At 68.4% G+C, this 19,522-nt stretch carries 17 protein-coding genes; 9 read left to right on the top strand and 8 right to left on the bottom strand.

Features of this window, described 5'->3' with window-relative positions; genetic code table 11:
- Positions 1-102: 102 nt before the first annotated feature.
- The 4 genes from HFP15_RS17145 (at position 103) to HFP15_RS17130 (ending at position 6,699) form a co-directional block, all read left to right on the top strand.
- A complete protein-coding gene (locus HFP15_RS17145) occupies positions 103-2,160 on the top strand; it encodes a DNA gyrase/topoisomerase IV subunit B (RefSeq protein WP_168516684.1) in 2,058 nt (685 codons plus the stop codon).
- A 21-nt stretch (positions 2,161-2,181) separates the two neighbouring features.
- Complete coding sequence (locus tag HFP15_RS17140) at positions 2,182-4,668, top strand: DNA gyrase/topoisomerase IV subunit A (RefSeq protein WP_168516682.1); 2,487 nt, start codon at positions 2,182-2,184, stop codon at positions 4,666-4,668.
- A gap of 103 nt (positions 4,669-4,771) precedes the next feature.
- The gene (locus HFP15_RS17135) at positions 4,772-6,370 is read left to right on the top strand and encodes an ATP-binding SpoIIE family protein phosphatase (RefSeq protein WP_168516680.1); all 1,599 of its coding nucleotides are present in this window, start codon (positions 4,772-4,774) and stop codon (positions 6,368-6,370) included.
- The gene (locus HFP15_RS17130) at positions 6,367-6,699 is read left to right on the top strand and encodes an STAS domain-containing protein (protein ID WP_168516678.1); all 333 of its coding nucleotides are present in this window, start codon (positions 6,367-6,369) and stop codon (positions 6,697-6,699) included. The genes HFP15_RS17135 and HFP15_RS17130 overlap by 4 nt, the downstream gene beginning before the upstream one ends.
- On the opposite strand, the gene HFP15_RS17125 is transcribed toward HFP15_RS17130, so the two are convergent.
- Positions 6,696-8,420 carry an IlvD/Edd family dehydratase gene (locus HFP15_RS17125; protein ID WP_168516676.1) on the bottom strand — a complete coding sequence of 575 codons (1,725 nt, stop codon included), beginning with the start codon at positions 8,418-8,420 and terminating at the stop codon, positions 6,696-6,698. The two genes, HFP15_RS17130 and HFP15_RS17125, sit on opposite strands and share 4 nt — an antisense overlap.
- A 122-nt stretch (positions 8,421-8,542) precedes the next feature.
- Between HFP15_RS17125 and HFP15_RS17120 the strand changes: the two genes are divergently transcribed.
- Genes HFP15_RS17120 through HFP15_RS17110 form a run of 3 tightly spaced genes read left to right on the top strand, consistent with a single transcriptional unit; the run spans position 8,543 to position 11,147 of the window.
- Complete coding sequence (locus HFP15_RS17120; RefSeq protein WP_168516674.1) at positions 8,543-9,958, top strand: MFS transporter; 1,416 nt, start codon at positions 8,543-8,545, stop codon at positions 9,956-9,958.
- Entirely contained in the window at positions 9,955-10,359 is a 405-nt protein-coding gene (locus HFP15_RS17115) for a MarR family winged helix-turn-helix transcriptional regulator (protein ID WP_312871625.1), read from the top strand. The genes HFP15_RS17120 and HFP15_RS17115 overlap by 4 nt, the downstream gene beginning before the upstream one ends.
- Before the next feature lie 17 nt (positions 10,360-10,376).
- On the top strand, positions 10,377-11,147 hold the full coding sequence (locus tag HFP15_RS17110; RefSeq protein ID WP_168516672.1) for a putative hydro-lyase: 771 nt from the start codon (positions 10,377-10,379) through the stop codon (positions 11,145-11,147).
- A 12-nt stretch (positions 11,148-11,159) separates the two neighbouring features.
- On the opposite strand, the gene HFP15_RS17105 is transcribed toward HFP15_RS17110, so the two are convergent.
- Complete coding sequence (locus HFP15_RS17105) at positions 11,160-12,110, bottom strand: helix-turn-helix domain-containing protein (protein WP_168516670.1); 951 nt, start codon at positions 12,108-12,110, stop codon at positions 11,160-11,162.
- 71 nt (positions 12,111-12,181) lie between these two features.
- Here HFP15_RS17105 and HFP15_RS17100 point away from each other — a divergent pair, with 71 nt between their 5' ends.
- Positions 12,182-12,379, top strand: coding sequence for a hypothetical protein (locus HFP15_RS17100; protein ID WP_168516668.1), 198 nt, complete (start codon positions 12,182-12,184; stop codon positions 12,377-12,379).
- A gap of 49 nt (positions 12,380-12,428) precedes the next feature.
- Here the strand turns inward: HFP15_RS17100 and HFP15_RS17095 are convergent, their stop codons facing one another.
- Positions 12,429-13,100 (bottom strand): LysM peptidoglycan-binding domain-containing protein, encoded by a 672-nt coding sequence (locus HFP15_RS17095; RefSeq protein ID WP_168516666.1) that lies wholly within the window; start codon positions 13,098-13,100, stop codon positions 12,429-12,431.
- A 430-nt stretch (positions 13,101-13,530) separates the two neighbouring features.
- On the opposite strand from HFP15_RS17095, the gene HFP15_RS17090 reads away from it, so the two are divergent.
- Entirely contained in the window at positions 13,531-14,397 is an 867-nt protein-coding gene (locus tag HFP15_RS17090; RefSeq protein WP_168516664.1) for an aldo/keto reductase family oxidoreductase, read from the top strand.
- On the opposite strand, the gene HFP15_RS17085 is transcribed toward HFP15_RS17090, so the two are convergent.
- The 5 genes from HFP15_RS17085 to HFP15_RS17065 all read right to left on the bottom strand — a co-directional run bounded on the left by HFP15_RS17085 (position 14,394) and on the right by HFP15_RS17065 (position 19,342).
- Positions 14,394-15,176 (bottom strand): IclR family transcriptional regulator domain-containing protein, encoded by a 783-nt coding sequence (locus HFP15_RS17085; protein WP_312871624.1) that lies wholly within the window; start codon positions 15,174-15,176, stop codon positions 14,394-14,396. The two genes, HFP15_RS17090 and HFP15_RS17085, sit on opposite strands and share 4 nt — an antisense overlap.
- Complete coding sequence (locus tag HFP15_RS17080) at positions 15,173-16,306, bottom strand: muconate cycloisomerase family protein (protein WP_168516662.1); 1,134 nt, start codon at positions 16,304-16,306, stop codon at positions 15,173-15,175. The genes HFP15_RS17085 and HFP15_RS17080 overlap by 4 nt, the downstream gene beginning before the upstream one ends.
- A 72-nt stretch (positions 16,307-16,378) precedes the next feature.
- Positions 16,379-17,224 carry a catechol 1,2-dioxygenase gene (gene catA, locus HFP15_RS17075; RefSeq protein WP_168516660.1) on the bottom strand — a complete coding sequence of 282 codons (846 nt, stop codon included), beginning with the start codon at positions 17,222-17,224 and terminating at the stop codon, positions 16,379-16,381.
- Entirely contained in the window at positions 17,221-18,708 is a 1,488-nt protein-coding gene (locus tag HFP15_RS17070) for a 4-hydroxyphenylacetate 3-hydroxylase family protein (protein WP_168516956.1), read from the bottom strand. Before HFP15_RS17070 ends, catA begins: the two co-directional genes overlap by 4 nt.
- An 88-nt stretch (positions 18,709-18,796) precedes the next feature.
- Positions 18,797-19,342, bottom strand: a complete 546-nt coding sequence (locus HFP15_RS17065) for a flavin reductase family protein (protein ID WP_168516658.1) — start codon at positions 19,340-19,342, stop codon at positions 18,797-18,799.
- Positions 19,343-19,522 lie beyond the last annotated feature (180 nt).

The raw sequence follows: 19,522 nt of genomic DNA, 5'->3' as shown, positions 1-19,522 counted from the left end.
GGCGCGATAACCACGGAGTTGTCGTGGGCGTCGGATACCCTGTCCTACCGTGGGTCGCTGGTACGACACCACACTCAAGCCACGACCTGGGAGAAAGACCCTGTGACCGCGTCTGCTGAGCCTCTCTACGGGGCCGATGACCTCACTCATCTCGAGGGACTGGAAGCTGTCCGGAAACGACCCGGGATGTACATCGGGTCCACCGACAGTCGCGGGATCAACCACCTCTTCACCGAGATCGTCGACAACTCGACCGATGAAGGTGTCGCGGGTCACGCCTCGCGCGTCGTGGTGACATTGCACGCCGACGGCAGCGTCCAGGTCGACGACGACGGTCGCGGCATCCCCACCGGCCAGCACGCGAAATCGGGCCTTTCCGGCGTGGAACTGGTGCTCACCCGGCTGCACGCGGGCGGCAAGTTCGGCGGCTCGGGCTACAAGACCTCCGGCGGCCTGCACGGTGTCGGCGCCTCGGCGGTCAATGCGTTGTCGCACCGGTTCGACGTCGTCGTCAAGCGCGACGGCAAGGTCCACGAGATGTCGTTCAAGCACGGCGTGCCCGGTGTCTTCGACGGTCCCGGCCCGAAGGCGAAGTTCACGCCGCAGCCGGGGCTGCGCGTCGCGGGCAGGATGAAGCGCGGCGAGAAGACGGGCACCTCGATCCGGTACTGGTACGACTCGCGGTACTTCGAAAGCGGCGCGAAGCTCGACACCGAGTCGGTGCGCATGAAGCTGCGCAACACCGCGTTCCTGGTGCCCGGCGTCACCTACGTGCTGCGCACCGCGGGCGAGGATTCCATCGGCGAGGAGACCTTCCACTATCCCGGCGGCCTCGCCGACATGGTGGACTTCCTGAGCCCGTCCGGCGACAAGCCCGTCTCCGGCACGCTGCTGATCAACGGCGAGGGCACGTACAAGGAGAACGCGGCCGACGCCAACGGCGTAATGCAGTCCAATGTGGAGCGTCACGCGGAGGTCGAGGTCGCGCTGCGCTGGGGCACCGGCTATGAGCGCACGATCGAGTGCTTCTCCAACACGATCCGCAACATGCACGGCGGCACGCACCGCAGGGGCTTCGACCGCGGAGTCACGAAAGCCTTGCAGGAGGCCATTTCCAAGACCCGCGGGCTGCTCAAGCCCAAGGAGGACCTGCCGACGCTCGACGACGTGCTGGAGGGCATGACCGCGGTCGTGCACGTGCGCGTGCCCGAGCCGCAGTTCACCTCGCAGACCAAGGACGAGCTGTCCACCGCGGGCATCACCCGGGTGCTCCAGGGTCTGGTCGAGCGCGAGATCAAGGCGTGGACGGAAAACCGCAGGACCAAGTCCGAAGCCAAGATCGTGCTGCAGAAGATCGTGGACGCGGCGCGTGTGCGGCTGGCGCAGAAGCAGCAGAAGGATGCCGCGAGGCGCAAGACCGCGCTGGAGGGCGCGGCGATGCCGCCGAAGCTGGTCGACTGCCGCACCACCGGCATCTCACGCAGCGAGCTGTTCCTCGTCGAGGGTGACAGCGCACTCGGCTCGGCGCGCATGGCGCGGGTTTCGGAGTACCAGGCGCTGCTTCCCTTGCGCGGCAAGATCCTCAACGTGCAGAAGGCCAGCCTCGGCGACACGCTCAAGAACGCCGAGATCGCCTCGATCGTGCAGGTGCTCGGCGCCGGTTCGGGCCGCACGTTCGACCTGTCCACGATGCGTTACGGCCGGGTGATCCTGATGGCGGACGCGGACGTGGACGGTTCGCACATCCGCACGCTGCTGATCACGCTGTTCGCGCGGTACATGCGCCCGGTGATCGAGGACGGCAGGCTCTACGCCGCGATGCCGCCGCTGCACAAGATCGTCACCAAGGGCCGCAACTCCGAGACCCACTTCACCTTCACCCAGCGCGAGATGGAGCAGAAGGTCGCCGAGCTCGAAGAGTCGGGCAGGCAGATCGTCAAACCGGTGCCCCGGTTCAAGGGGCTCGGCGAGATGGACGCCGACGAGCTGTGGGAGACGACGATGAACCCCGCCACGCGCTCGGTCCGCCGCATCACGCTCGACGACGTGGACGCCGCCGAGGGCGCGCTGGAGTTGTTGATGGGCGAGAAGGTCGAACCCCGCCGCAACTGGCTCATCGACTCGTCCTCCCGGGTCGACCAGGCCGCGATCGACATCTGATATCGCAGGAGACGTTGAGCAATGGCACGCCGTAAAACCCCCACCACGCGGGTCGATCCGAGCGCGTTCGACCAGGCTGGTGCGCAGGTCTTCGAGAATCCGGTCAAGACCGAGATCGAGGATTCGTATCTGGAGTACGCGTACTCGGTCATCCACTCGCGGGCGCTGCCCGACGCGCGGGACGGGCTCAAGCCCGTGCACCGCCGCATCCTGTTCTCGATGAACGAGGCCGGCTACCGGCCCAACCACGCGTACGTGAAGTCCTCGCGCGTGGTCGGTGACGTGATGGGCCGCTACCACCCGCACGGCGACACCGCCATCTACGACGCGATGGTGCGGCTGGCGCAGGACTTCTCGATGAACGCGCCACTTATTGACGGGCACGGAAATTTCGGTTCCCCGGACGACGGCCCGGCGGCCAGCCGGTACACCGAGGCCCGCATGTCGCCCGAGGCGATGCTGCTCGTCGGCGAGCTCGGTGAGGAGACCGTCGACTTCCGGCCCAACTACGACGGCTCGCTGTCCGAGCCGTCGGTGCTGCCGGCGGCCTATCCGAACCTGCTCGTCAACGGCACGTCCGGGATCGCGGTCGGCATGGCCACCAACATGATCCCGCACAACATGGGCGAGGTCATCCAGGCCGCGCGGTGGCTGATCAACCACCCGAACGCCTCGCTGGACAAGCTGATGGAGTTCGTGCCCGGCCCGGACCTGCCCACCGGCGGGTTGCTGCTCGGCCTCGACGAGGTACGCAAGGCGTACGAGACCGGCCGCGGCGTGGTCCGCATGCGCGCGAAGGTCGAGATCGGGCCGCTGGAGGGCAGCCGCGGCCGCCAGGCCATCACGGTCACCGAACTTCCCTACGGTGTCGGGCCGGAGAAGGTGATCGAGAAGATCACCGACGAGGTCAACAAGTCCAAGCGCCTCACCGGGATCGCCGACGTCAAGGACCTGACCGACCGCGAGAACGGCACCCGGCTGGTCATCGAGTGCAAGGTCGGGGTCAACCCGCAGCCGTTGCTGGCCGATCTGTACCGGCTCACCCCGCTGGAGTCCTCGTTCGGCATCAACAACCTGGTGCTCGTGGACGGGCAGCCGCAGACGCTCGGGCTCAAGCAGCTGCTGGACGTGTTCCTCGACCACCGCTACCAGGTCGTCACGCGGCGCACCCGGTACCGGCGGCGCAAGCGCGAGGAACGGCTGCACCTGGTCGAGGGCCTGCTGATCGCGTTGCTGGACATCGACAAGGTGATCCGGCTGATCCGCAACAGCGACAACGCCGCCGAGGCCAAAGAGGGCTTGATGAAGCGGTTCAAGCTCTCCGAGATCCAGGCCACCTACATTCTGGACACTCCACTGCGGAGGCTGACCAAGTACGACAAGCTCGAGCTGGAAGAGGAACAGGACCGGCTGCGCGAGGAGATCGCCGAGCTGACCAAGATCCTCGACGACGAGCGGGAACTGAAGAAGGTCGTCTCGAGCGAGCTGGCCAAGATCGCCAAGGACTTCCAGGCCGAGCGGCGCACCGCGTTGATCGACGGTGACCTCAAGGAAGTGCTGGCCGCGTCCAAACCGGCCGGTCCGCTGGAGGTCGCCGACGATCCGTGCCAGGTGATCCTGTCCGCGACGGGCCTGGTGGCGCGGACCGCGGCGGAGTCGGAGGAAGCGCCCGAGGTACGGCGCCGCGCGGGCCGCGTGAAACACGACGCGGTCGCGGCGATGGTCCATTCCACCGCGCGCGGGCAGGTGCTGCTGGTCAGCAACCGGGGCAGGGCGTTCAAAACGGACGTATTGCCACTGCCGGTGCTGCCGGAACAGCAGGGCACGGTGTCGTTGCGCGGCGGCATGGCGGCGCGTGAGCTGGCGCCGCTGGAGAAGGGCGAGCGGATCATCGGCATCGCGCCGCTCGGTGAGCAGGCCGCGGGATCACCGGGGCTCGCGCTCGGCACGCGGCAGGGCGTGGTCAAGGTGTGCGCGCCGGAATGGCCGGTGCGCTCGGACGAGTTCGAGGTGATCAGCCTCAAGGACGGCGACGAGGTCGTCGGTGCCACCTGGCTCACCGACGGCTCGGAATCGCTGGCCTTCGTGGCCACCGACGCTTCGCTGTTGCGGTACGACGCGTCGCTGGTGCGGCCGCAGGGGCTCAAGGGCGGCGGCATGGCCGGTATCAAGCTCGCGGCCGGCGAGACTGTGGTGTTCTTCGGTGCGCTGCGCACGGACGATCCCGAGCACGGCGAGCCGATGGTGGTCACGGCAACGGGCACGACGGTCAAGATGACTCCGTTCGCCGAGTATCCGGCGAAGGGCCGCGCCACCGGTGGTGTCCGTGCACAGCGGTTCCTCAAGGGAGAGACGGCGTTGTCGGTGGCCTGGATCGGTCAGCGGCCCGCGGGCGCGGCCCGCAACGGCGATCCGGTCGAGCTGCCCGAGCCGACGGTGCGCCGCGACGCGTCCGGTGCCGCTCACCCCGGTCCGGACGTGGTGGGGCATCTCATCGAGCGCGGCTGAGAAATCCCGCGGCGGGCGCGTTTGACGCGCGCCCGCCGGGGAACACCTCTGTGGACAGCGCGCCGCGAGGTTTTCGTTTCCGCGTTCTGGTTAACCTGACTTCATGGCACACTCGGCGAGCGCGGAAGACAGGCTGCGCCGTATCGGCTTCGTCAGCGACAACGCGCTCGCTCACCTCAAGGGCGACACCCTGCTCACTGAACTGCTGGACAGGGTGTGCCAGATCATGCACTCCGACACCGCGGTCATCCTGACGCTGGAGCCCGGCTCGCAGGAGCTGGTGGCCACGGCGACGCAGGGCATCGAGTCCGAGGTCCGTCAGGGCGTGCGGATCCCGCTCGGTAAGGGATTCGCCGGACGGATCGCGGCCGAGCGGCGGCCGGTCACGCTCGACCGCATCGACAGCACCACCGTGGTCAACCAGCTGTTGTGGGAGAAGGGCATCCGTGCGCTGCTCGGGGTGCCGCTCATCGTCGGCGGCGCGGTGATCGGGGTGCTGCACGTCGGCAGCCTCACCGATCGCGAGTTCACCGACGACGAGGTGGAGTTGCTCCAGCTCGCGGGCGACCGGATGGCGCTGACCATGCAGGCGCACCGCTCCCAGGCGGCCCGCGCCGCCGCGGCCGAGCTGCAGCGCAGTCTCCTGCCCACCAAGTTGCCGACGGTGCCCACGCTGGATTTCGGGGCCCGCTACGTGCCCGGTGGCGAGTCGAGGGTCGCGGGGGACTGGTACGACGTGTTCACGCTGCCCTCGGGCTGGCTGGGCATCGTGATCGGCGACGTGGTGGGGCACGATCTGCCCGCGGCGGTCGTGATGGGACGGTTACGCAGCGCTCTTCGCGCGTACGCACTGGAGACCACCGACCCGGCCGACGTGCTGAGCAGACTCGATCGCAAGGCCCAGCATTTCGAGCCCGGCATGATGGCGACGGTGCTCTACGGCACGCTCGAACCGAACTTCGAACGCCTGCACCTGTCCTCCGCCGGGCATCTCGCGCCGCTGGTGACGGTCCCGGGGGAGCGTGGCGATTTCCCTCAGCTGCCCATCGACCCGCCCATCGGCGCGGTGCGCGAGGCGCGGCGGCGGGCCACGGCGGTCGAGCTGCCGCCCGGTGCGCTGACCTGCTTTTTCACCGATGGTCTCGTGGAGCGCAGGCACAGCCCGCTCGACGTCGGGCTCGACCTGCTCCGCGAGACGGTGTCGGTCAAGCGGGCGGACAAGGTGTGTGCCGAGGTGATGGCGCGGCTCATCGGCGAGGACGCGCCCGAGGACGACGTCGCACTGCTGACCTTCCGCCGTGAGAGCCTCGACGAGACCGGCCCGCTGGAGCTGGTGCTGCCCGCGCTTCCGGAGTCGCTCAAGGATTTCCGTGCCGCGATGCGGCGCTGGCTGTCCGTCGCGGGCGCCGACGCCGACACGGCGGGGGACCTGCTGCTCGCGGTCGGCGAGGCCTGCACCAACGCCGTGGAACACGCTTACGGCCCGTCCGGCGGCACCGTCGAGCTGCGTCTCGAACTGCAGGGCAGCGAGGTCGTCGCTAGTGTTCGAGACCATGGGCAATGGCGGAAGCCGAGAGGAGAGAACCGGGGGCGTGGCATCCTGCTGATGGAAAAATGCGGTGACGAAGTGCGCGTCGAGCAGACCGGGGACGGGACCCTGGTCATGATCCGCCGCGATCTGAGCTCGGAATCTCGCCCATGACGGCTGCCCGGGTGGAGGCCGACGTCCGCGGAGACATGGTGTGCATACAGGTCTCGGGTGAGATCGACCTGGCGAACGCGAGCCTGGTGCAGGAGAAGATCAACGCCGCCATCACCAACGAAGTGCGCACCGTCGTGATCGACATGACCGGGCTGGAGTACCTCGACAGCGCGGGCCTGCGCGTGCTGTTCACCCTCGCCGACCGGCTGCGGGTGCTGCAGATGACGCTGGAACTGCTCGTGCCGCCGAACTCGCCGGTGCGCAAGGCCGTCGAGCTGTCCGGGCTCGAGCCTCTCGCACGGCTGCGGCCCGGACAGCGCGGCCGTTAGTGCGAATCCCTGGGCACGGCGTGGCCGCGCTTGCCGCGCAGGAAGTCGAAGTCAGCGCCCTCGTCGGCCTGCAGCACGTGCGTCGTATACAGCCAGGTGTAGCCGCTGGCCGAAACCGGCTCCGGGGCCGTCCACTGCGCGCGGCGGCGGTCGAGTTCGGCGTCGTCCACGTGCAGCGTCAGTGACCGCGACGGCACGTCGAGGGTGATCTCGTCGCCCGTGCGCACCAGCGCCAGCGGCCCGCCGACCGCGGACTCGGGTGTCACGTGCAGCACCACCGTCCCGTACCCGGTGCCGCTCATCCGCCCGTCGCAGATGCGGATCATGTCGGTCACCCCGGCCTTGAGCAGTTTCGCCGGCAGCACCACGTTGGACACCTCGGGCATGCCCGGGTACCCCTTCGGCCCGGCGCCGCGGATCACCAGGATGTCGGACTCGGTCACGTCCATGTCCGGGTCGTCGCACACCGCGTGGTAGTCCTCGGCGGTGTCGAACACCAGCGCGCGGCCCCGGTGCGTGAGCAGCTCCGGGGACGCCGCGGACTGCTTGATCACCGCGCCGCCGGGAGCCAGATTTCCGCGCAGTACCGCCGTCGCCGTGCCGGCGGGCTGGAACGGCGCGTCCATCGGCGTGATCACCTCGTCGTTCCAGCACTCGGCGCCGCTGACGTTGTCGCCTGCGCCCTTGCCGGTCACCGTGACCGCCGACGAGTGCAGCAGCCCGGCCTCGGCGAGGCGCCGCATCACCACCGGCAGACCGCCCGCGTAGCAGAAGTCCTCCATCAGGAACTTCCCGCTGGGCATGAGGTTCACCAGCGTCGGCACCGCGCGGGCCGGCACGTCGAAATCGTCCATCGACAGGCGCACGCCGGCGCGGCCGGCGATCGCGAGCAGGTGGATGATCGCATTGGTGGACCCGCCGATCGCGGCGTTGACCCGGATCGCGTTCTCGAACGCCTCACGCGTGAGGATGCCCGAAGGCCGCAGCTCCTCGTCCACCATGGCCACGATGCGCCGCCCCGCGTCCTGTGCGATCTCGAACCGGCGGGCGTCCACGGCGGGCCAGGTGGCCGAACCGGGCAGTTGCATGCCGAGCGCCTCGGCCATGCACGCCATCGTCGAGGCGGTACCCATCGTCATGCAGTGCCCGTTGGAGCGGGCCATGCAGCCCTCGGCGAAGAAGCACTCCTCCTGGGTCATCCGGCCGGCCTTGAGCTCCGCCTCGAACTTCCACACGTGCGTGCCGGAGCCCACGTCCTCGCCGCGGTACTTGCCGTTGAGCATCGGACCACCGGTGACCATGACGGCCGGAATGTCGACGCTGGCCGCGGCCATGAGCATCGCGGGCGTGGTCTTGTCACAGCCGGAAAGCAGCACCACGCCGTCGAGCGGGTTGGCGCGGATCAGCTCCTCGACCTCCATCGCCATCAGGTTCCGGTAGAGCATCGCGGTGGGCCGCATCAGCGTTTCGCCGGTGGCCATCGTGGGAAACACCAGCGGAAAACCGCCCGCCTGCCACACCCCGCGCTTGACGGCCTCCGCGACCCGGTCCAGGTGTGCGTTGCACGGAGCCAGCTCCGAAGCGCTGGTCGCGATGCCGATGACCGGACGGCCGTCGAAGACCTCCGGGCCGAATCCCTGGTTGCGCATCCACGAGCGGTAGATCATGCCCGCCCTGCCGGTCTCGCCGAACCATGCCGCGCTGCGTCTGTTGCCCGTCACCAGCTGTTCCTCTCCTTCGAAGCCCCCGGACAAACATTAAATCATTAGATGATTGTGTGTCCAGGAGCGAATCGTTGTAGGGTAATAACTGTTGTAGATCTACAAGCGATCCCGGAGGGTATGTGACATACCGACGCAGACTGCTCGTGCTGGCGATCTGCTGCCTGAGCCTGTTCGTGGTCTCGCTCGACAACACGATCGTCAACGTGGCGCTGCCCTCGATCCAGCGCGAGTTCTCGGCGCAGGTCTCCAGCCTCCAGTGGACGATCGACGCCTACTCGGTCGTGCTCGCGAGCCTGCTGATGCTGTCGGGTTCGACCGGCGACCGGGTGGGACGGCGCCGGATCTTCCAGACCGGGCTCGCGGTGTTCACGGTCGGCTCGCTGTTGTGCAGTCTCGCGCCGAACATCGAGCTGCTCATCGTGTTCCGGATGATGCAGGCGGTCGGCGGTTCTATGCTCAACCCGGTCGCGATGTCGATCGTGACCAACACCTTCACCGATCCGGCCGAACGCGCCCGCGCGATCGGCATCTGGGGCAGCGTGTTCGGCATCAGCATGGCGCTGGGCCCCGTCGTGGGCGGCGCGCTCGTGGACGCGGTCGGCTGGCGCTCCATCTTCTGGGTCAACGTGCCGATCGGCCTCGCGGCGATCGTGCTCGCGGCGCTGTTCGTGCCCGAGTCCAAGGCGCCGCGCCCCCGGCGGATCGATGCCGTCGGGCAGTTGCTGGTCGTGGTGATCCTGGGCAGCCTCACCTACGGCATCATCGAGGCGCCGCACGCGGGCTGGGGCTCGGCGCAAACGCTGGGCTGCTTCGTGCTGGCCGTGCTCGCACTGGGTGCGCTCGTGCCGTACGAGAAGCGCCGCGCGGAACCGTTGCTGGATCCGCGGTTCTTCGCCAGCATCCCGTTCTCCGGCGCGACGGTCATCGCGATCACCGGGTTCGCCTCGTTGAGCGGTTTCCTCTTCCTCAACGCGATCTACCTGCAGACGGTGCGGGGCTTCTCGCCGCTGCAGGCGGGGCTGCTGACGCTGCCGGCGGCGCTGATGATCCTCGCGTTGTCGCCGGTGTCGGGGCGGCTGGTCGCGAGCCGGGGCGCGCGGCTTCCGCTGACGGTCGCCGGAGTGGCGATCGCGATCGCGGGCGTCCTGCTGACCACGATCGGCGCCGAGACCTCCATCCCGACGCTGCTGATCACCTACTTCCTGTTCGGGATCGGGTTCGGGCTGGTCAACCCGCCCATCACCAACGCGGCCGTGTCCGGGATGCCGCGTGAGCAGGCCGGGGTCGCCTCCGCCGTCGCCTCCACCAGCCGCCAGGTCGGCAACGTGCTCGGCGTGGCCGTGCTGGGCGCGGTCGTCACGTCACACGTGCGCGGTCCCGTCGAGACCGGCTTCGCGTCGGCGAGTCACATCGCGTGGTGGATCATGGCGGTCAGCGGGATCGCGATCACGGCGCTCGGGTTCGTGGTGACCAGCCTGCGAGCACGGCGGTCCGCGGAACGGCTGGCGGTCGAGGAGATGGCGGTGCACGCGTGAACGAGGTGGCGGAGCGAGTCTGGGAACGCATGCGTGAACTGGTGCTCGAACGCAACGACCGGCGCAAGCAGGTCGTCGACGCGCTCGGCATGAGCTTCGCCAAGATCAAGGCGCTGCGGCGGATCGCGGCCGCGCCGAGAACGATGCGCGAACTGGCGGAGGAACTGCTCACCGACCGGCCCTACACCACGCTTCTGGTCGACGATCTGGAAACGCGGGGCCTGGTGGCGCGCTCGGTGCATCCGCAGGACCGGCGGTGCAAGGTCGTCACGGTCACCGAAGAGGGCGCACAGGTCGCGGCGAAGGCCAACCGGATTCTCGGGATGCCACCGGAGGAGTTGCAGGGGTTGCCCGCCGCGGACCTGAAGCGGCTGGACGAGATCTTGGCCCGGTTGAGCTGATTCTGTTCAATGGAACGATGACGGTCACCTCGCCGGAACGTGCGCGCACCCTGTTCCGCGCGGGCGCGGCCAGTCCCACCTCGGGCTGGGCTCCCGGCTTCACCCAGGTCAATCTCATCGCCGTGCCAGGGGACTGGGCCTACGAGGTGCTGCTGTTCTGCCAGCGCAATCCGCGGCCGTGCCCGGTGCTGGACGTGACCGATCCCGGCAGCACGTCGACGGTGCTCGCGCCCGGCGCGAACCTGGCCACCGATCTGCCGAAATACCGGATCTGGCGGGACGGCGAACTGGCCGGGGAAGCCGGTGCGGTGCCGTGGCGGGACGATCTCGTCGCGTTCCTGATCGGCTGCAGCTTCACCTTCGAGGCCGGACTGACCGCCGCGGGCGTTCCGCTGCGGCACGTGGAGCAGGGGCGCAACGTGTCGATGTACGTGACGAACCGGCAGTGCCGTGCGGCCGGGCGGTTGCGCGGGCCGATGGTCGTGTCGATGCGGCCGATGCCCGGAGGCATGGTCGATCTGGCGGTGCGGATCAGCGGCCGGATGCCCGAGGTGCACGGCGCACCCGTGCACGTGGGCGATCCGGCGGAACTGGGCATCACCGACCTGGCGCGGCCCGATTTCGGGGACCCGGTCGAGGCGGAACCCGGTGACGTGCCGGTGTTCTGGGCGTGCGGGGTGACGCCGCAGGCGGCGCTGATGGCCTCCCGCCCGCCCTATGCGATCACGCATTCGCCGGGGTACATGTTCATCACCGACGTTCCGGACGAGCGGTACCGGATCGCCTGAAACCGGTCCCGCCTAGCAGGCGAACGTGCGGCGGTAGTCGTGCGGGGACACGCCCACGACCTTGTGGAAGTGGTGCCGCAGCAGGGCGGCCGTGCCGAAACCGCAGCTCCGGGCGATCTCCTCGATGCCGAGCTTGGACTCCTCCAGCAGGGTCCGCGCGTGCAGAACCCGTTGTGTGGTCAGCCATTTGTGCGGGGTGGTGCCGGTTTCGCCGGTGAACCGCCGGGCGAACGTGCGCTCCGACATCTGCGCCCGCCGGGCGAGCGCGGCCACACTGTGGTCCGCGGCGAGGTTGTCGAGCATCCAGGCCAGAATCGGCTGCAGGCTGTCGGCCGTGCACTCGGGCACGGGCAGCTCCACGAACTGCCGCTGTCCGCCGTCGCGCTGGGGCGGCACCACCATGCGCCGCGCGATCGTCGTCGCGACGGCCGTGCCCAGTTCGCGGCGCACCAGGTGCAGGCACGCGTCGATCCCGGCGGCCGTGCCCGCGCTGGTGATGATGTCGCCCTCGTCGACGAACAGCACGTCCGGATCGACCTTGGCCTCGGGGAAGCGCTGTTCGAACTCCTTGATATAGCGCCAATGCGTCGTGCAGTGGCGGCCGTCGAGCAGTCCGGTGGCGCCGAGGAAGAACGCGCCGCTGCACACCGACAGCAGCGTGGCGCCGTTGGCGTGGGCCTCGCGCACGGCGTCGAGTACGGCGGGCGGGTATTCCTCGCGCACGTGCGTGGCGGGTAGCGCGACGAGATCCGCGTCCCGCAACCCGTCGAGGCCGTCGGACGGGGTGAACATCACGCCGGGGATCGTCGCCCGCAACGGTTCGCCGGGGCGTTCGCCGCAGATCCGGAACTCGATCGGCGGCACTCCGTCGTCGGTGCGGTCGAGGCCGAAGACCTCACAGATCACGCCGAATTCGAACGGCGCGAGGTGGTCGATCAGCGCCGCGGCCACGGTTTTCAGCATGGCAGGATTTTATCGCACAACGACAGATCTGCCACTGGTGGCAGTAAGTTGATGAACGGAAACTTCATGCCATGATGAATCTTCTGATTTTCCTGGCAGTTCTCGGTCTCGTGCTGTACGGCCTGGAGCGCAACCACCGCCGTCAGCGCCCCGCGCGAATGAACGGCAGCGTGAATTTCGAAGATCGCGACATTCCGCGTGCCCACGAGGAACTCCACGCGATCCCGGTGCGCCGCCTGTCCCGTGGCGACGTCCGCTTGGCCGGTTAGTTTTTGCGGGGCAGGCGATTCCGGTCGCGGCCCGCCTGCCCCGCCGGCGTCACTTCGTGGCGATCCGCTGGCCGATCAGGATCAGGTCCGGGTTGGGGATGTGGTCGGCGTTGAGCTTGTGCAGCTGCTGCCATCCGCCCGCCACGCCGAACTTCTGCGCGATGCCGGACAACGTGTCCCCGGCGACGACGGTGTAGTCCCCGCCCGGGTTCGTGCTCGGCGCCGCGGTGGACGTCTCGACGGAATCCTGCTTGACCGTGGTCTTGGTCTGGACCTGCGGGGCGCTCGCGGCCGGCTCGGAGGCGCCGCCGCCGGAGTTGCCGAAGTTCGCGAAGGCGGCCGGGCCGGCGCCGGTGTGGCATTCCCACGGCGCCGCGCCCGAGCGGGCGTAGATCCGGTCCGCGACGATCTGCTGCTGCCACGGCGCGGCCTTGTCGGCGGTCGGGGCGTACTGGCCGCCGCCGTTGGCCAGCCAGGTCTGCGTGACGATCTGGAACAGGCCGGCGGGGCGTCCGGCGCGCTGTCCGGCCGCGGTGTTGTTGACCACGGTGGGATTGCCGCCACTTTCGCATTTGACGAGCCCGGCCTGCCCGGGGAAGGCGCTGGCGGTACCGGCTCCGACGATGCCGATGCCACCGACGGCGGCACCCGCCAGCGCGGCGGTCGCGCTCGTCCGCTTGATGACGGTCTTGGTTTTGCTCGGTTTGCTGTGTCGGCCCACGGGGGTGGGGCTCCTTCGTGCTCGCATCACGGACGGCGACAAGGGCGGGGGATCCCTTGAGAGTTCCGTGATGGCTCGCAGCCGCTGATCCTCGGGGTAGATCGCAGGTCACCGCGAAGGCTCAGCGAGGTTACGAAAAAGACACGGCGAAAGTCACGAGTCAGTAACCATCGACACAGATCAATAGCGCGGTAATGACGTCGCGACACAGTGTTATGGAGTCCGGGGCGGTTGCGGGCAGGAAATCTCCGCTCAACCACAACGATTTCCGCTGCCACTCGGGGAAATACCCATACCGGCCGATATTTTCCTACAGATCGATCGTCCCGGTGGATTCTGGCGTCGCCGGAGCTTGCGGTGTGCCTGTCCCTCGTGGTCCCAGGATCGAGGGGCCCTGCCATACGCTCCCGGCATGGCGCATGGTGGAGACATGACAGGCAAGACAGTTCTCGGTGGAACATTCACCATGGGCGATGTGACGGTCACGCGCATGGGCTACGGCGCGATGCAGTTGGCAGGCCCGGGGGTCTTCGGTCCGCCCGCGGACCGGGACGCCGCCATCGCCGTACTGCGTGAGGCGGTCGCCCTCGGCATCAACCACGTCGACACGGCCGACTTCTACGGCCCGTACGTGACCAACGAGATCATCAAGGAAGCGCTGCACCCCTACCCGGACGATCTGCACATCGTCACCAAGGTGGGCGCGACGCGCGACGCCGAGGGGAACTGGCCGCACGCGCGCGAACCCGATCAGCTGCGCCGTCAGGTGCACGACAATCTCGAACGCCTCGGTCTGGACACCCTCGACGTGGTGAACTTCCGCGTCGGCGGCTTCGAGCGCCCGGAGCCCGGTTCGGTCGCGGCCGGATTCGAGGCGCTCGCGGAGCTGCGGCAGCAGGGGCTGATCAGGCACCTCGGCGTGTCCACCGCGAGTGCGGAACAGGTGGCCGAGGCGCAGCGGATCGCGCCGGTGGTGTGCGTGCAGAACCGCTACAACGTCGCCAACCGCGAGGACGACGAGCTGATCGAATCCCTTGCCGCGCAAGGGATCGCCTACGTGCCCTACTTCCCGCTCGGTGGGTTCTCGCCGCTGCAGTCCGAGGAGCTGAACGGCGTGGCGGCCCGGCTGGGCAGCACGCCGATGGCGGTGGCGCTGGCCTGGCTGCTGCACCGTTCGCCGAACGTCCTGCTCATCCCGGGCACATCCTCGGTGGCGCACCTGCGGGACAACGTCGCCGCGGCCTCGCTCACCCTGCCCGAGGATGCGCTGGCCGAGCTGGACAAGATCGCGGGCTAACGGCGCTCGAGCCGGGCGCCGAGCCGTTTGCTGATCTCGCCCGCGTTCTCCGCGATCACGGGCAGCAGCTCCTCCTCGATCTGTTCCATCGCGTAGGCGCGGGCGGGCACGGACATCGACAGAGCCGCGATGACCCGCCCGCCCGCGTCGCGCACCGGTGCCGACAGCGACCGCACGCCCTCCTCGAACTGCTGGTCCACGATTTCCCAGCCCCGGCAGCGCACGTCGTCGAGAATCTTGCGCAGGCAGGCCAGTTCCGTGACGGTGTGCGCGGTCAGCGGCGTCAGCATGATCCCCGCCAGCACCTCCTCCAGCTGGTGCTCGGGCAGCCCTGCGAGCAGCACCCGGCCCATCGAGGTGGCGAAGGCCGGCAGCCGGGTGCCGGTGGTCAGCGTCGTGCGCATGACCTGTTTCGCGGGCACCCGGGCCAGGAACACCGCGTCGTGACCGTCCAAAGCAGACAGCGAGCAGGTGTGCCCGGTCTGCTTGGTGACCTCCTCCATGAACGGCTGCGCGACCTCGGTCAGGTTCAGCGACGACAGGTACGCGTAGCCGAGCGCGAGCACGTGCGGGGTCAGGGAGAACTGCCGTGCCTCGCAGCGCACGTAACCCAGCTGCTCCAACGTCAGCAACAGCCGCCGCACGGTCGGCCGCGACAGCCCGGTCAGTTCGGCGACCTCCGACAGCGTCAGCTGCGGATGGTGGTCGGAGAACGCGAGAATCACCGACAGTCCTCGTTCCAGGGACTGCACGTAGTCCTTCTGATCCTCCGACTTCACCACCCGGTGCCTCCCCTGGCGTATCGGCCCACCTGGTCGAGATCGAGTTCGACGCCCAGGCCCGGCCCGTCCGGGACCACCAGTTCGCCGTGCTCGTAACGTACCGGGTCGATCACCACGTCCGCCGCGAGCAGCGACGGCCCGAACAGCTCGCAGCCGAAGGTGACGTTGCCGATCGCCCCGTAGGCGTGTGCCGCGGCGGCCGTGCCGACGGAGCTTTCGATACTGGACCCGCCGTGGCAGGGCACCCCGGCGGCCTCGGCGACCGCGGCGGCTTTCCTCGTCGCGGCGAGCCCGCCGAGCTTGTGGATCTTCAACGAGAAGATGTCGGCGGCCTCGGCGCGGCACAGGGCCAGCGCGTCGTGCACCGAGGCGAGGCTTTCGTCGGCCATCACCGGAATCGTCAGCCGCGCGGCGATCCGGCGCATCGCCTCGATGTTCCATCCCGGCACCGGTTGTTCGATGAGGTCGACACCGGCGTCCTCCAGCCTCGGCAACCACCGCGTGGACGTCGGTTCGTCCCACGCCGCGTTGAGGTCCACGCGCACGCTGGCCCGGTCGGCGAGTGCCTTGGCGACCGCGACGATCCGCGCCGCGTCGCCACGCGGATCGGTCGCGCCCATTTTCAGCTTGAAACTGGTGTGCAGCCCCGCTTCGAGCTTCTCCTCCGCCTCGGCGATCACGATGTCGGCGTCCTCGGCGCCCAGCGCCCACGTGACCGGGATCGACTCGCGGTACAGCCCGCCGAGCAGCCGGTGCACCGGCACCCCGAGCGCCCGCCCGCAGGCGTCGAACAACGCGATCTCGACGGCGGCCTTGGCGAAGGAATTGCCGGCCGCCACCCGGTCGAGCCGGTGCGTGAGCAGCTCGATCCGGGTGGCGTCGCCGCCGAGGAGTTCCGGTGCGAGATAGCCGTCGATGACCGCCCGCATCGTTTCGACGCTTTCCCCGCCCCACCACGGCCCGCCCGGCACGACGGACTCGCCGATACCGTCGATGCCGTCCACCGTGCGCACCCGCACCAGCAGATAACTCTGGTGCGTCGCGGTCATCGACTTGAACCGATGCGGTCGCCGCAACGGCAGGTCGACGATCACGGTGTCCATCCCCGCGATGGTCAGGGCTGACATCAGAACTCCCATGTTCCTGGCTTGCGCCGCGGTGCCGGCCGTCGTCCTCATGGCAAGCGGCTCCGCCGCTTCTCAAGCGGCGTCGCGTTCCAGCACGAAGTCGTATTCCGCGTGCAGTGTGCCGTCGTCGCCGGGTTGGGGATTGAGCACCAGCTCCGGTTTCGTGGCCTGCGCGACATCACTGTCGAGCCAGTCGCCGCCCTGGAAGTACAGCTGCGTGGTGATCTTGCGGTGGCCGGGCGCGCGCACGAGCAGGTGCAGGTGCGCGGGCCGCCACGGGTGCCAGCCCGCCGCCTCGATCAGTTTCCCGGTCGGCCCGTCGGTGGGGATCTGGTACGGTGCGGGCCGGATCGTGGTGACGGTGAAGCGGCCCTCGTCATCGGTGACGATGACTCCGCGCAGATTCCCGTCCGGCAGATGCGGCGCGAAACCGGAGTAGTAGCCGTCGCCGTCGGCCTGCCACAGGTCCAGTTCCGCGCCTGCCAACGGTTTTCCTTCGGTGTCGCGCACCTGGCCCGACAGCACGAGCGGCGTGCCCTTCTCGTCGGAGCGCATCGGCAGCGTCGCCACGGACGGCAGGCGAACCTGGTCGGGCAGGTAGTACGGGCCGAGGATGGAACCCTTGGTGCCGGACTGGGTTTCCGCGGCCACGTGCTCGACCTCGTGCTCCACGAAAACGTCGAGGAACAGCGGCCATTCGCCCCCTTCGCCGACCTCGATCAGCCACTGCTTGGCGGCCTGGAACTCGGGATAGGTGAGCTTCTTCTCGCGGATCGCGTTGTGCACGCCGGCCAGCACGGCGGACACGACGTCGCTGATCCGTTCGGCCGTGACAGCTGCGGTGTCGTGGCGGGTAGCGCGGAACGCTTGTGTCGCCGAGGCGCCGGAGCCCGCGGCGGTGGGGGATGCGGTAGTCATCGTCGACTCTCCGGGTTGATCAAATCGGGGGCGGTCCAGCCGTCCAGGTCGTACTCCGCCATGCATTGCTCGGCGAAGCCCTTCATCGCGTCCGCGGCACCGGATTGCTGCGCGGCCAGCAACAACTCGGCGCGGACGCCTTCGTGGTTGCCCGAGTAGTTGCGTTCGTAGAGTTCGTGGCGGCCACCGAACTCGCTGCCGATCGAGTCCCAGATCAGCTTCATCAGCTTCACCCGCTCGACGGCGTCCATCCCGTTCGACCCGCGCACGTACTGGTCCAGGTACGGGCGGATCTCGGGCGATTTGAAGTCGTCGGCGTGCGAGGGCAGGTAGATCAACGCCGAACCCAGGTCCTGCATGATGATCTCGCGTACCCGCGGATAGCCGACGGTCATGAACCAGCGGTAGGCCAGCCCGTAGTCCAGGTGCGGCAGCACCGCGCCGTGAATCCACTCGTCGGGCTTGGCGGCCATCGCGTCGGACAGCGCCCAGAACATGTTGCGCCAGCCGATGACTTCGCCGACGCGGGTCTGGATGCCGCGGAAGTCCTTGGTGCCGGTGGCTTCCACGCCCTTCATCAGCAGTCCGGCGATGAAGTCGAGCTTGACCGCCAGCCGGGTGACGCCGTGGAAGGTGAAGCGGTGCAGGAAGCCCGAGCCGGGGAAGAACGTGGACGCCTTCTCCGGATCCGCGTAGATGAACACGTTCTCCCACGGGATCTTGACCTTGTCCAGGATGAAGATCGTGTCGTTCTCGTCGAAGCGGGAGGACAGCGGATAGTCGAACGGGCTGGAGGCGTTCTGCGCGTAGGAGTGACGGCAGATCAGCTTCATGCCGGGCGCGCCCATCGGCACCGTGCACACGAGCGCGAACTCGCGTTTCTTGATCGGCAGGCCGTAGTGCGCGATGAAGTTGTAGTGCGTGATCGCCGATCCGGTCGCGACCACCTTCGCGCCCGACACGATCAGCCCGTCGTCGCGCTCCTCCTCGACGTGGATGAAGATGTCCTTCACCTCGTCCGGCTGCCGGTCGCGGTCCACCGGCGGGTTGATGATCGCGTGGTTCCAGTACAGGACCTTCTCCTGCGATTCGGTGTACCAGCGCCGCGCGTTTTCCGCGTACGGCTCGTAGAAGTCGGAGTTGGCGCCCAGCGTGCCGAGGAAGGCGGCCTTGTAGTCGGGGCTGCGGCCCATCCAGCCGTAGGTCATCCGGGCCCATTCGGCGATCGCGTCACGGTCGGCGTAAAGATCGGCGCTGCTGCGCGGGGTGCGGAAGAACGGATGGGTGAACCCGCTGCTGCCGGTGTCCGTCGGCGCGGTCAGCACGTCCTTCTTGTCCGGGTCGTGCAGTGCGTCGTAGAGCCGGGCGGTCGTCCGCACCGAGTTGCGGAACGCCGGGTGTGTGGTGACGTCGTCGACCTTGTCGCCGTAGATGAAGATCTCCCGGCCGTCGCGGAGACTCTCGATGTACTCCTCGCCGGTCATCGGGCGCGTCGGCCTGGTCTCGGCCCCGGCCGCGGGCCGCTCCTGCTGGGTGGTCACGATCTTTGCTCCTCGCCGTTGAGTTGCGGTGTCACTGCGCCGGGCGCAGCCAGCTGAAGTCCATAACGGACGGATAATCGGCCGAGCTCATCCACGGCACCGTCTCGAAGGCCGGCCCGAGATGACGGAACTCGCCGAGGTAGAACACCAGTGGGTCACCTCCGGTGAACTCGATTTCCTCGACCTGGCCGAGGAACAGCACGTGATCTCCGCCGTCGTAGTTCCGCCACGGTGCGCAGCTCACGTACGCCAGCGAGCCGGACAGGCGGGGACCGAGGCCGTGTTCGCTCCACTCCCACTCGACCGGCTCCGTGCGGGGTTTGCCCGCGAAGTGCAGCGCGACGTCGTCCTGCGGTTCGCGCAGCAGGTTCACCGTGAACGGCCTGCCTCCGAGGTAGGAACAGGCCTTGCTTCTGCGGTCGAGCGAGACGAGCACCAGCGGCGGGTCGAGCGACACCGCGGTGAAGGCGTTCACGGTCGCGCCGTGTGGCTGCCCGTCGACCTCGGTGGAGACGACGGTGACGCCGGTGGCGAAATGCCCGAGGCAGTTCCGGAGCTGACGTGGATCTGGAGTCATAACCCGTCCGCAATGCGTACGTATCGTTCACTATCCGGCAACCGGTAACTGTGACTCAGGCCACTAACCGTGTCAAGTGGCTGCCGGATTCGCCTTGCGGCAGGTGATCCGAGGGGATGTACGCATCGCGTACTACTGGACAGGATGCGAACAAGGCGCTGTACTCGCTGTGCGCGTTCG

It is taken from the genome of Amycolatopsis acididurans (assembly GCF_012328925.1).
Taxonomy (GTDB): Bacteria; Actinomycetota; Actinomycetes; order Mycobacteriales; family Pseudonocardiaceae; genus Amycolatopsis_E; species Amycolatopsis_E acididurans.
The sequence above is the reverse complement of the archived record's forward strand: the minus strand, read 5'-3'. Positions and strand labels throughout refer to the sequence as shown.

Bases quoted from the DNA above. Each gene is read 5' to 3' on its own strand.
- HFP15_RS17140 (WP_168516682.1), top strand. From the start codon at position 2,182: ATGGCACGCCGTAAAACCCCCACCACGCGGGTCGATCCGAGCGCGTTC.
- HFP15_RS17090 (WP_168516664.1), top strand. From the start codon at position 13,531: ATGACAGGCAAGACAGTTCTCGGTGGAACATTCACCATGGGCGATGTG.
- HFP15_RS17105 (WP_168516670.1), bottom strand. From the start codon at position 12,110: ATGCTGAAAACCGTGGCCGCGGCGCTGATCGACCACCTCGCGCCGTTC.
- HFP15_RS17065 (WP_168516658.1), bottom strand. From the start codon at position 19,342: ATGACTCCAGATCCACGTCAGCTCCGGAACTGCCTCGGGCATTTCGCC.
- HFP15_RS17135 (WP_168516680.1), top strand. From the start codon at position 4,772: ATGGCACACTCGGCGAGCGCGGAAGACAGGCTGCGCCGTATCGGCTTC.
- HFP15_RS17110 (WP_168516672.1), top strand. From the start codon at position 10,377: ATGACGGTCACCTCGCCGGAACGTGCGCGCACCCTGTTCCGCGCGGGC.
- catA (WP_168516660.1), bottom strand. From the start codon at position 17,224: ATGACTACCGCATCCCCCACCGCCGCGGGCTCCGGCGCCTCGGCGACA.
- HFP15_RS17070 (WP_168516956.1), bottom strand. From the start codon at position 18,708: ATGACCGGCGAGGAGTACATCGAGAGTCTCCGCGACGGCCGGGAGATC.
- HFP15_RS17130 (WP_168516678.1), top strand. From the start codon at position 6,367: ATGACGGCTGCCCGGGTGGAGGCCGACGTCCGCGGAGACATGGTGTGC.
- HFP15_RS17080 (WP_168516662.1), bottom strand. From the start codon at position 16,306: ATGTCAGCCCTGACCATCGCGGGGATGGACACCGTGATCGTCGACCTG.
- HFP15_RS17100 (WP_168516668.1), top strand. From the start codon at position 12,182: ATGATGAATCTTCTGATTTTCCTGGCAGTTCTCGGTCTCGTGCTGTAC.